This is a genomic window from Blastococcus carthaginiensis, assembly GCF_030731085.1.
Classification (GTDB): domain Bacteria; phylum Actinomycetota; class Actinomycetes; order Mycobacteriales; family Geodermatophilaceae; genus Blastococcus; species Blastococcus carthaginiensis.
The window spans coordinates 18059-29346 of record NZ_JASNFN010000045.1 but is presented as its reverse complement, the minus strand read 5'-3'; the positions used below and the strand labels follow the sequence as shown (position 1 = coordinate 29346).

Sequence of the window (11288 nt, the reverse complement as noted above, 5' to 3'; positions counted from 1 at the left end):
CCCGGGCCGCCCGGGCGGCCGCGCGCGAGCCGGCCGCGTCGACCGCGGTCGACGACTGGCGATCGTTCGGCTGGCTCACCGGGGTGGTCATCCTGCGCTCGGTGTTGTACTTCGGCATCTCGTCGCTCCCGGCGCTGTTCGTGATCGACCGCTTCGACGTGGATCAGGTGATCGGTTCCGCGGCACTGGTCACCTTCCTCGCCGTGGGCGCCGTCGGGACGCTGATCGGGGGTTGGCTGGCCGACCGGTACGGCCGCCTGCCCGCGATCCGGCTCGGATACCCGCTCGCCCTGCCCGCCCTGGTTCTGCTCCTCGTCGCGCCCGGCTGGCCGCTGGCCATCGCGGCGGCCGCGCTTCTCGCCCTGGGGGTGCACCTGCCGTTCTCGGTGCAGACGACCCTGGGCCAGGAGTACCTGCCGAACCGCATCGGCACCGCCTCCGTCGTCACGATCGGGCTCGCAGTCTCCGCAGGAGGAGCCGTGGCGCCCCTGCTGGGCCTGCTCGCCGACCCGTACGGACTGCCCTGGGCATTGGGCTCGCTGCTCGCGCTGCCCCCACTGGCACTGGTGCTGACCTTCCGGCTGAAGACGATCGCCTAGGACCGTCGGCCGAGCGCACCCCGACGGGGCAACGAAGGGCCGTGGTGGGATCCACGATCAGCCGACTTCACCGCCCTCGCGGCACGATGGACGTCACCTGTTCGGCGCCTACCGTCATGGCCGTGGTGCAACAGGGTGAAGGTGTAGCACCTAAGCGTCAGGTACTACACTTCCACGCGTGCCCACCACCCGTCCACGGATCATGGTGACCGAGACCGACGAACTCGCTGCCGCTCTGGACTCCGCGGCCGTCCGGTATCCAGGGCTCAGCCGCGCGCAGTTGCTCACCCGTCTCGCGCTGGAAGGTCAGCGCGTCGCCCAGCGTGTGCAGGAAGACCGGCGACGCCGACGGCTCGACGTGCTGCGAGAGCACAGCGGCGCCCTCACCGGCGCCTACGGTGCGGACTATCTGGAAAGGCTGCGCCAGGAGTGGCCGGCGTGATCGTGCTGGACGCCAGCGTGCTCATCGCCTACCTCGATGCCGGAGACGCCCACCACCGAGCGGCAGAGTCTCTTCTCGCGCGGGAGATCGATGACGAGTTCGCCGTCAACCCGCTCACGCTCGCGGAGGTGCTCGTCGGCCCGTCCCGGACCGGCCGCCTCGACGCCGCGCGGACGGCGCTACGGGAGCTGGAGGTTGCAGAACTGCCGTTTCCCGCAGACACCGCTGTTCGGCTGGCCGGGTTGCGCGCCGACACGGGTCTGCGGATGCCGGATTGCTGCGTCCTGCTGGCCGCCCAGGCTACGGCCGCCCGAGTCGCCGCCTTCGACGACCGGCTCCTCCGTGGGGCCGAGGAGCTGGGGCTGGTCCCTCTGCGTGCCTAGCTGCACGCCTGAGTCGGCGGGTGTGCATCAACGGGTGTCCGAGGGGCGGCCTGCTACGTGGGCACACGGCTGACGGCGTGCGGCTGCTGCCGGCCTCCGGCCCCGGGATCCACCCCCGCAGGCACGCCGTCGTACCAGGCGGCCAGCCGGCCGAACCCCTCGTCCAGGCCGACCTCCGGCCGCCAGCCGAGCGCGGCCCGGGTCCGCCGCTGGTCGAACCAGTGCGCCGTCGTCAACTGCTCGGTGAGGAACCGGGTCAGCGGGGGAGTCGAGCGCCGGCCGGTGGCCGACCAGATCCCCTCCACCACGGCACCCGCCAGCCACGCCGCGTGCGCCGGCACCCGGCCCCGCGGCGGGGGCACGCCGGCCGCCGAGCACAGCTGCCGGAGGATCTCGCGCACCGGGCGGGGTTCACCGTTGGAGACCACCAGCGCCTCGCCGTGCACCGGCCCGCAGGCGTCGACCGCTGCCACGAGGGCGGCCGCGGCGTTGTCGACGTAGGTGGTGTCGATCAGCCCAGCGCCCGAGCCGATGAGCGGGAGACGACCAGACCTGGCCCGCGCGACGATCCGCGCGACGAGCTGCTCGTCGCCGGGCCCCCACACCAGGTGCGGGCGCAGGACGAGCACCGCGAGGCCGGCCGAGTCCGCGTCCAGCGCGACCTGCTCGGCCACCGCCTTGGAGCGCGAGTAGGAGCCGCGCGCCCGCGCCGGATCGGCGGGACCCGCCCCGGCGCCGAACAGCGGGGACCCGGCGTGCGAGACGGACGGGGACGACACGTGCACGAGGCGCCGGACGCCCTCGGCGGCACAGGCGGCGACGACGTTACTCGTCCCCTGGATGTTGGCCCGGGCGTACTCGTCCCACCTGCCGGTGACGTCCACCTTCGCCGCGAGGTGGACGACGGCGTCCTGGCCCGCGGCCGCTCGCGCCACCACGGAGGGCTCGGCGACGTCCCCGAGCACCTCGGCGCAGGGCAGGCCGGCGGGACGGCGCTGCAGGACGGTCACCTCGTCCCCCCGGGCGAGCAGCTGCTGGGTGGTGACCCGGCCGAGCATGCCGCTCGCGCCGGTGACCAGGACCCTCATGGCGTGCGCTCGCGCCGGGCCCCCCACCGGACCGGCGTGCCGGAGAGGACCCGGGTTGCGCTGCGGGACAGCGCCGCCCGGTCCACCTTCGACTGGTGCCGGACGTCGACCGGCAGGGCGCCGGCCACGAGCACGGCGGCGAGATCGATCCCGGCGGCGTCGCGGACCCGGTCGGCGAGCTCGGTCGGCGCCACGGTCAGCCGGTCGGCGCGGGGCAGCCGGCGCCGGGTGCGGCCCGGGGGCACGATGACGGCCACGGCGACCTGGGCGCCTCCCGGGCCGACGCCGACGACCGCCGCGGCGGCGACGCCGTCCAGGGACTCGATGCGGAGCTCCGGGCCGACCGGGGTCACCGGACCGTCCGCGGTGGTGAGCACGTGCGCCAGGCGGCCCTCGATCCAGAGCCGTCCCTCGCCGTCCAGGTGCCCGACGTCGCCGGTGCGGTGCCACCCCGGGTCGCGGCCGGCGGCCCGCTCGGTGGCCCACAGCGCGTCGTAGCGGTCCTTCACGTGCGCGGCGCGGACGCAGACCTCGCCGCTGGCGTCGGGGGACCCCGTGAGCGCTCCGTCGGCGGTGCCCAGCGGGGAGAGCGGGCTGATCCGCACCTCCACGCCCGGCACCGGGCGGCCGACGCAGACCCCGTTCCCCGGCCCGGCGGCCTCGATCTCGTCCAGGGAGACGTCGGTGACGGGCAGCGCCTCGGTCATGCCGTACGGCGTGTGCGGCTCGGCCGCCGGGAGGGTCTCGCGAAGAGCCTGCAGGAGAGGCGTCGGCACGGGCGCGCCGGCCGACATGAGCAGCCGGACCCGGCGCAGCGCCGACCGCTGCTCCTCGGTCAGGTCGGCGGTGGTGGCGGCGACGCGGCGCAGGGCGGCCGGCGCGGCGAACACCACGGTGGCGTCCACCGCGGCCGCGGCGTCCGCCAGCCTGGCCGCGGTGAGCGTCGCGGGCGCCGTGACGTCGATGTCGGGGACGGACGAGGCGATCCCGAGACCCGGTCCGAGGACGGAGAAGGGGGCGAAGGCGGCCACCAGCGAGTCGTCCGGCGTGAGGCGGTACGCCGTCCGGACCAGCTCCAGCTGGGCGCCGACCTGGCGCTGGGTGTAGACCACGCCCTTGGCCGGGCCGGTGGCCCCGGAGGTGAAGACGACCGCGCAGTCGGCGTCCAGCGGTGGCTCCGCCGGCGCGGACGACGTCCGGCCGGACACCTCCAGCGAGGCCAGGTCGTGCTCGGCGCCGAGGACCCGGCGGAGCCGCGCCGACGCCGGTCCGGCCAGGATCCGCGTCCCCGGCAGGCCCATCGCCCGCGCGGCGGCCAGCCCGGCGGTGCTGCCGAGGACGTGGTCCGGCGCCGCGCCGCGCAGCGCGCGCCGCATGCCCCGGAGGCCGAGGCCCTTGTCGGCGACGACGATGACGGCTCCGGCACGCCAGGTGGCGTAGACCACCGCCGTCAGGTCGGCGGAGGGCTCCAGGAGGAGCGCCACCCGGTTCCCGGGGCGGACACCGGCCGCGGCCAGGCCGGCGGCGAGGTCGGAGACCCGGCGGGCCAGCCGCGCCCAGCTGACCGAGGCCCCGCCTGCCGCCACGACGGCCGGGGAGTCGTCGTCCGCGCGGTCAGCCAGGGCGGCCCAGGGCCGGGCCGGCTGGGCCGATGCCCCACCCCTGCCCGGGGTCGGAGCGCTCGACGCTCCGCACGTGTCGGTCACCCACGTCGCCACCGCCTCGGCGTACTGCGGAGCGTCCTCGGGGAGGAGGTGGGAGGCGCCCTCGTAGCGGTGCACCTCTGCCCGGGGCAGCCGCACGCGCAGGTCGGCCAGGTACTTCTCGCCGAAGACCGGGTCCCGGGGACCCCACAGCAGGAGGGCCGGGACGTCGAGCGTGCGGATGCCTTCCGCGATCGACTCCTGCGCCGCACGGGAGGCGTGGCCCGGCCGGAAGGGGATGTCCGCCACGAACTCGCCCACGGCCCGGCGCCGCTCGGCCGAGCCGTAGGGCTGCGCGTACGCCCGGCGGACCTCCCGGGGCAGCGGAGGCCGCGACAGCGCCGTCGCCCCACGGACGAACACGGAGCTGGCCTGGGTCACGACGCTTCGCAGGACGGGCGCGTGCGCCAGCCGGATCAGTGCGGGCCCCAGGTCGCCCTCGGGCATGGCGACGGCGGTGTTCGTGAGGACGACGCCCCGCACGTCCTGCCGGTGCTCGAGGGCCCAGCCGAGGGAGATGATGCCGCCCCAGTCGTGGGCCACCGTCACGGCCGGGCCGCTGACGCCCAGCTCGGCGGTGAGGCGTCCCAGGTCGGCCACCCGCTGGGCCAGGGTCCGCGGTCCGGCCGGGCGGTCCGACCACCCCATGCCCAGCTGGTCCGGGGCGATGACGCGCCACCCGGGCGGGGCGGCGGCGACGAGGCGGCGCCACAGGTAGGACCAGGTCGGGTTGCCGTGGACGCAGAGCAGGGTCCCGACCGGGTCGGGGACTCCGTTGTCGAGCACGTGCCAGCGGTGCTTCCCGCCGTCCGCGCCGGGAACGGTGATCCACCGCGACCAGGACGGGTCCAGCCCCGGCAGCTCGATGGGCGTGCTCGCCGTCACCAGGCGATCTCGAGGCAGCAGGCGTTGAGGCCGGAGCCGATCCCCATCAGCAGCACGCGGTCCCCGTCGGCGAGGGTGCCGGCCTCGCCCGCCAGCGTGAACGGGACCGAGGCGGGGCCGAGGTTGCCCCGGGTCGGGAAGGTCGTCGGCACCCGTGCCCGGTCGATGCCGAACCGGTCGCACAGCGCCCCGGTGTGCACCTTGGAGACCTGGTGGATGACGTAGCGGTCCATGCCCCGCGCCCAGTCGAACTCGGTGTCGGCGTCCGCCCAGAGCTCCCCGGACAGGGCGAGGCCGGCGTCGAGCAGGCCTTTGAGGTCGGTGTGCATCCCGTCGTTGTCGCCGGTGCACAACCCGTGGTGCCGGGTGTCGGCCCGGCTGACGGACCCGATCAGCCGGTGGCCCTCGGGGTGCTCGTCGGCCCGGCCGAGGACCATGGCCACCGCCCCGGAGCCGAGGGTGAGCGTGGCGAAGTGCCCCATCACGTCCTTGGCGACGGTGTCGGGCCGGTTGAGCAGGTCGATGGTGCGCTCCTGCACGGGGCGGGAGTCCTCGCCGTTGACGACGAGCGCGTACCGCACCATCCCGACGTCGATCATCGCCGCGGCCAGCTCCATGCCGTTGATGAACCCCAGGCAGGCGTTGGTCACGTCGAAGTTCTGGCAGGAGCTCGGCAGCCCGAGGGCGTCGTGCACGGCGACGGCCGTGGAGGGCTCGAGGTGCTTGCGGCTGACCGACGTGTTCACCATCAGGCCGATGTGCGCCGGGTCGACACCGCTCTCGCTGATGGCCTTGGCGCCCGCGGTGGCGGCGCCGTCGACGAACGAGGCGCCGTCGGCCCACCAGCGGCGTTCCCTGATGCCGGCGAGCCGCTCCAGCAGCCCGGGCCGCAGCCCGACGCGCTGGTAGGTGTCGCCCAGCTGCTCGTCGAGCGCAGCCGAGGTGATGATCTGGGATGCGTCCGCCGTCTGCACGGTCAGGATCGCGGTGTTGCTGAATCGGTGCGTGGCGTTGCCGGTCATCAGATCCACTCGTGAGGCGCGGCGGGCGGCCGCCGTCCTCGTGCGCCACCCTCGTCCGGCGCGCTTACCCCCCAGGGCGGCGCGTACACCGGGCCATTCTGCCGACCAGGCCGGAGGAGAGGGCCGCGCGGGGTACCGGGAACGGGCACTCCCCGTCGGGGCGCACCCGCACCGGACCGCCGGGCGGCCCCAGCCGGCCCGCCCGGCGACGACGGTCCCCGCCGGCTGGGATCAGGTTCCCTGATCGTGGCGTGTCCTCCCTCGCGGTGTGCGGTGGGGGTGGACGCGCCGCGGTGAGGGAGGACGTCGACGACCGGCCTCGGCCCCATAGCGCCGGCCGAGGTGCCTCGACCGCACCCGCGACCGGCTGGAGGGCAACCACCGCATGCGCCGGCCGCTGCAGGACCTCGACCGGTTGGCGGACCTCGAGGCCGTGGTCGAGCAGGAGCGGCACCGCGGCACGACGCCGCCGTGACCGGGCGGCTAGTGGTCGCGTCACCCAACCTTCGACTGGTTCAAGCTGGGCCGGCTAGCGCTTCGCGTCAGGACAGTGTGCGCAGACGCGCCGTTCCCGTGCCGAGAACTGACCATCTGCGCACTCCGTCGCCATCAGCGGCGATCTCGGGAAGGCAGGCGAACGTTGACGGCGGCAGTACTAGATCGAGATGCCGACGAGCTTGGTGTCGAGGTACTCGTCGATCCCCTCGTAGCCGCCCTCGCGGCCCAGGCCGCTGGCCTTGATCCCGCCGAAGGGGGCGGCGGCGGACGTGGGGTTGATGTCGTTGATCCCGACCATCCCGAACCGCAGCTTCTCGGTGACCCGGATCGCCCTCGACAGGTCGTTGGTGTAGACGTACGCGGCGAGGCCGTACTCGGTGTCGTTCGCCCGGGCGATGACCTCGTCCTCGTCGTCGAACGGCGTGACCGCGGCGATGGGCCCGAAGGTCTCCTCGCGGGAGATGAGCATGTCCGGGGTCACGTCGGCCAGCAGCGTCGGCGAGAAGAACGTCGTGCCATCGAGCCCGTCGACCTGCACGCGCTCGCCTCCCGCCACCACCCGGGCGCCGCGGGTGCGGGCGTCGAGCACCTGGGCCTCCATCTTCGCCACGGCCCGTTCGTCGATCAGCGGGCCGATCGAGACGCCGTCGGAGTCGCCCTTGCCGACCCGCAGCGCCGCGATCCGCTGCTCGAGGGTCGTGACGAACGTGTCGTAGACGGACCGGTGGACGTAGATGCGGTTGGGGCTGATGCACGCCTGGCCGGTGTTCAGGAACTTCACCAGCGCAGCGCCCTTCGCCGCGCGGACCGGATCGGCGTCGGGGAAGACGATGAACGGCGCGTGGCCACCCAGTTCCACCGACACCCTCTTCAGCGTGGCGCCGGCCTTCGCCGCCAGCATCTTCCCGACCGCGGTGGATCCGGTGAACGTCAGCTTCCGCACCACCGGGGACTCCAGCAGCGTGTCGCCGACCTCGCCCGGGCGCGTGGTGGTGACCATGTTGACCACGCCCGCGGGGACCCCTGCGTCGGCCAGCAGCTGCACCGTGGCGACCGCGCACAGCGGTGTCTGGTCGGCGGGCTTGAGCACCGAGGTGCACCCGGCGGCGAGGGCCGGCGCGAGCTTGCGGGTCAGCATCGAGATCGGGTAGTTCCACGGGGTGATCGCCGCGACCACGCCGACCGGCTGACGCATCGTCACGAACCGCTGGTCGGCCCGCGCCGAGGGGATCGTGACACCACCGATGCGCTTGGCCTCCTCGGCGAACCACGCCAGGAAGTCCGCGGCGTACGCCACCTCGTTCATCGACGCCTTCAGCGGCTTGCCCTGCTCCCGGGTCATCAGCGCGGCCAGGTCCTTCCGCCGCTCCCGCATCAGCGCATCCGCCTTCGCGAGGACGGCCGCGCGCTCGTAGGCCGTGGCGCCCGACCAGGCCGGCAGCGCGCGGTCGGCAGCGGCGATGGCCGCCAGGGTGTCCGTCCGGTCGCCGTCCGCGGCCTGCCCGATCACCTCCCCCGTGGCCGGATCCGTCACGGGGAACGTCCGGCCCCCATCGGCCGGACGCCACTGCCCGTCGATGTAGAGGGTCTGTGCTGGGCTGTGCGTCATCGCGTCTTCCTCACCGGGCGAACGAGACAGGAGGCGTCAGGTCGCGGAGCCGTGCCTGCAGGGCGCCGCACCGACCAGATCGTGTCATCCCCGGTCGGAGGCGGAGCATCGAGGCGAGGCCGCCGACGACCGCGTCGCCCGGACCCGGTGCCACGGGTGGCGTCCGCACCCCGGCCCGGGTGAGGCTGTGGCGGTGAGGATCCTGGTCACCGGCGCGTCGGGGTTCGTGGGGAGCCGGCTGGCCACCACGCTGGAGGAGGCGGGCCACGACGTCCGGGCGATGACCCGGCGGCCGGAGCGGTACGCGGGCGCCGGCACCCCGGTCGCCGGCGACGTGGGCGACGAGGCGTCGCTCCGGGCGGCGCTCGAGGGCTGCGAGGCCGCCTACTACCTCGTGCACTCCCTGGGCGACCCGGACTTCGAGCGCAAGGACGCCGAGGCGGCGCGCGCGTTCGCCCGGGCCGCCGCCGCGGGGGGAGTGGGCCGGATCGTCTACCTCGGCGGCCTCGGCCGGGACGACGACCGGCTCTCGCCGCACCTGCGCAGCCGCCGGGAGGTCGAGCAGCTCCTGGCCGGCACGGGTGTGCCGGTCACCGTGCTGCGCGCGGGCATCGTGGTGGGCCACGGCGGGGTCTCCTGGGAGATGACCCGCCAGCTGGTTGCCCACCTGCCCGGGATGGTCACCCCCCGCTGGGTCAGCACGCGGACGCAGCCGATCGCGGTCGCCGACGTCGTCCGGTACCTGGTCGGCGTCCTCGACGCACCGGGCACGGAGGGGCGGGTGTTCGAGGTGGGCGGCCCGGAGGTGCTCACCTACCTGCAGATGCTCACCCGGGTCGCCGACATTCAGAACCGGCACCTGTTCGTCGTCCCCGTGCCGCTGCTCAGCCCGCAGCTGTCCTCGCGCTGGCTGGCCCTGGTCACCGACGTCGACGTCGCCACCGGCCGGTCGCTCATCGACTCGATGACCATCGAGGTGGTCGTCACCGACGACGCCATCCGGTCCGTCGTCCCGTTCGAGCCGATGGACTACGACGAGATGGTGCTCACCGCGCTCATCGAGCGGGCGCGGGAACGCCGGCGGCAGGTGGGGGAGCGGCGCGGCGGCTGGCTGAGCCGGGGAGCGCGGCGGTGAACCACCGCCGGGCGGTCCGGGCGCTACGGGCCCGGGTCCGCCGGGCCGCCGGGCCGCTGCTGCGGAGCGTGCCGCGGGACCACTGGGAGAGCGACGCGGCCTTCCGGCGACGCCGGCGCGTCACCGGCGCCGTCGCGGTCACCGGTGCGTCGCTGCTCGGGGCGTCGCTGTCGACGCCGCCGGGTTCACCACGGTTCTACGGGCTCACCCTGGGCGTCGCCGGCACCTGGGTGGTCGGCGGCCTGGCGTCCGGGCCGCTGCACCTGGGGCGGATGTTCGGGCCCGGGGATTCGCTGCGCCGGCCGGTGCTCACGCCGGTCGCCTCGGGGGTGGGTGCCTTCGGTGCCTTCTACGCCGCGGCGCTGGTCGCCCGGCGGATCCCCGTCCTGGAGCGGGCGATCGGCTCGGTGCTCCGCTACGCCGACCAGGGGTCGACGCCGCTCGTGGCCACCACCACGCTGGCCAACGGCATCGCGGAGGAGGTGTTCTTCCGCGGCGCGCTGTACGCGGCGGCGGGCACCCGGCGGCCGGCGCTCGTCTCGACCGCGGTCTACGGGCTGGCCACGACGGCCACCCGCAACCCGGCGCTCGTCCTGGCCAGCGTGCCGATGGGGCTGCTGTTCGCGCAGCAGCGCCGGATCACCGGCGGCATCCAGGCGCCGGTGCTCACCCACGTGGTGTGGTCGGCACTGATGCTGCGCTACCTGCCGCCGCTGTTCGCCGACCGGCTCGCGGAGGAGCGGTCGCCCTCGTCCGGGGAGGGTGGACGACGGAGCGGTCCGGCCCCGGTACGTCCTGCCGCCGTACCCTCGCGCGGGTGTCCGACCTCTTCGCACCCCTGACGCTGGCCCACGGCCCTGCCGCACCGAACCGGCTGTGGCTGGCTCCGCTGACCAACACGCAGAGCCACCCCGACGGCCGGCTCTCCGACGAGGAGCTGCACTGGCTGGCGATGCGGGCCCGCGGTGGGCACGGGCTGACCATGACCTGTGCCGCGCACGTGCAGGCAGGTGGCCAGGGCTTCCCCGGGCAGCTCGGCGTCTTCTCCGACGACCACCTGCCCGGGCTGACCCGGCTCGCCACCGCGCTCAAGGACGCCGGATCGCTGGCCGCCCTGCAGCTGCACCACGCCGGTGCCCGGTCGCCCCGGGAGCTGGTGGGGCAGCCGATGGCGCCGTCGGACGACGAGGAGAGCGGCGCGCGGGCGATGACCGCCGACGAGGTCGCCCAGCTGGTGGAGGACTTCGCTGCCGCCGCCCTGCGGGCGGAGCGTGCCGGCTTCGACGGCGTGGAGGTGCACGGTGCGCACGGCTACGTGCTCACCCAGTTCCTCTCGCCCGAGCTGAACCGGCGCACCGACCGCTACGGGGGCTCGCTGGAGAATCGCGCCCGCCTCCTGCTCGACGTCGTCACCGCGGTGCGCCGGCGGTGCGCGCCGGACTTCCAGGTGGGCGTCCGGCTGTCGCCCGAGCGCTTCGGCCTGCGGCTGGGTGAGGTGCGCGAGGTGGCGGCCGAGCTGTTGCGCTCCGACGACGTCGACTACCTGGACCTGTCACTGTGGGACGTCGCCAAGCAGCCGCAGGAGGAGGCGCACCGCGACCGTCCGCTGATGGAGTGGTTCACCGACCTCGACCGCGGCAAGGCCCGCCTCGGCGTGGCCGGCAAGGTGCGCACCGGCCGGCAGGCGCTCGAGACGCTCGAGCGGGGCGCCGACTTCGTCATGGTGGGCCGGACGGCGATCCTGCACCACGACTTCCCCGAGCGCGTGCGTCGTGACGCCGCGTTCGAGCCGGTCCCGACGCCGGCGAGCCCGGCGCACCTGGCCGCCGAAGGACTGTCGCCGCCGTTCGTCGACTACATGCGCGGGTGGCGCGGCTTCGTCGCGGACGTGTCCTGACCGCGACGGCGCTCGCGGTGGCCGCGG

10 protein-coding genes are annotated in these 11288 nt (G+C 74.8%); 6 read left to right on the top strand and 4 right to left on the bottom strand.

Features of this window, described 5'->3' with window-relative positions:
• From QOZ88_RS22270 to QOZ88_RS22260, 3 genes are all read left to right on the top strand, one after another.
• A partial coding sequence (locus tag QOZ88_RS22270) for an MFS transporter (protein WP_406568246.1) occupies window positions 1–599 on the top strand: 599 nt, incomplete at its 5' end.
• 178 nt (window positions 600–777) lie between these two features.
• Entirely contained in the window at window positions 778–1041 is a 264-nt protein-coding gene (locus QOZ88_RS22265; protein WP_306001875.1) for a hypothetical protein, read from the top strand.
• Window positions 1038–1424, top strand: a complete 387-nt coding sequence (locus QOZ88_RS22260) for a type II toxin-antitoxin system VapC family toxin (protein ID WP_306001874.1) — start codon at window positions 1038–1040, stop codon at window positions 1422–1424. Before QOZ88_RS22265 ends, QOZ88_RS22260 begins: the two co-directional genes overlap by 4 nt.
• Before the next feature lie 53 nt (window positions 1425–1477).
• On the opposite strand, the gene QOZ88_RS22255 is transcribed toward QOZ88_RS22260, so the two are convergent.
• The 4 genes from QOZ88_RS22255 to QOZ88_RS22240 all read right to left on the bottom strand — a co-directional run bounded on the left by QOZ88_RS22255 (window position 1478) and on the right by QOZ88_RS22240 (window position 8229).
• Window positions 1478–2512: an NAD-dependent epimerase/dehydratase family protein gene (locus QOZ88_RS22255; protein WP_306001873.1), complete on the bottom strand. Its 1035-nt coding sequence runs from the start codon at window positions 2510–2512 to the stop codon at window positions 1478–1480.
• The gene (locus QOZ88_RS22250) at window positions 2509–5100 is read right to left on the bottom strand and encodes an alpha/beta fold hydrolase (protein WP_306001872.1); all 2592 of its coding nucleotides are present in this window, start codon (window positions 5098–5100) and stop codon (window positions 2509–2511) included. The genes QOZ88_RS22255 and QOZ88_RS22250 overlap by 4 nt, the downstream gene beginning before the upstream one ends.
• On the bottom strand, window positions 5097–6122 hold the full coding sequence (locus QOZ88_RS22245) for a 3-oxoacyl-ACP synthase III (RefSeq protein WP_306001871.1): 1026 nt from the start codon (window positions 6120–6122) through the stop codon (window positions 5097–5099). Before QOZ88_RS22245 ends, QOZ88_RS22250 begins: the two co-directional genes overlap by 4 nt.
• Before the next feature lie 655 nt (window positions 6123–6777).
• Entirely contained in the window at window positions 6778–8229 is a 1452-nt protein-coding gene (locus tag QOZ88_RS22240) for an NAD-dependent succinate-semialdehyde dehydrogenase (RefSeq protein WP_306001870.1), read from the bottom strand.
• A 193-nt stretch (window positions 8230–8422) separates the two neighbouring features.
• Between QOZ88_RS22240 and QOZ88_RS22235 the strand changes: the two genes are divergently transcribed.
• From QOZ88_RS22235 to QOZ88_RS22225, 3 genes are read left to right on the top strand one after another with little or no spacing between them, the layout of a single operon-like run.
• Window positions 8423–9364: an NAD(P)H-binding protein gene (locus QOZ88_RS22235; protein WP_306001869.1), complete on the top strand. Its 942-nt coding sequence runs from the start codon at window positions 8423–8425 to the stop codon at window positions 9362–9364.
• Window positions 9361–10206 carry a CPBP family intramembrane glutamic endopeptidase gene (locus QOZ88_RS22230; RefSeq protein WP_306001868.1) on the top strand — a complete coding sequence of 282 codons (846 nt, stop codon included), beginning with the start codon at window positions 9361–9363 and terminating at the stop codon, window positions 10204–10206. The genes QOZ88_RS22235 and QOZ88_RS22230 overlap by 4 nt, the downstream gene beginning before the upstream one ends.
• On the top strand, window positions 10182–11261 hold the full coding sequence (locus tag QOZ88_RS22225; RefSeq protein WP_306001867.1) for an NADH:flavin oxidoreductase: 1080 nt from the start codon (window positions 10182–10184) through the stop codon (window positions 11259–11261). The genes QOZ88_RS22230 and QOZ88_RS22225 overlap by 25 nt, the downstream gene beginning before the upstream one ends.
• The last annotated feature ends 27 nt before the right edge of the window (window positions 11262–11288 follow it).

Bases quoted from the DNA above. Each gene is read 5' to 3' on its own strand.
- QOZ88_RS22255 (WP_306001873.1), bottom strand. From the start codon at position 2,512: ATGAGGGTCCTGGTCACCGGCGCGAGCGGCATGCTCGGCCGGGTCACC.
- QOZ88_RS22240 (WP_306001870.1), bottom strand. From the start codon at position 8,229: ATGACGCACAGCCCAGCACAGACCCTCTACATCGACGGGCAGTGGCGT.
- QOZ88_RS22245 (WP_306001871.1), bottom strand. From the start codon at position 6,122: ATGACCGGCAACGCCACGCACCGATTCAGCAACACCGCGATCCTGACC.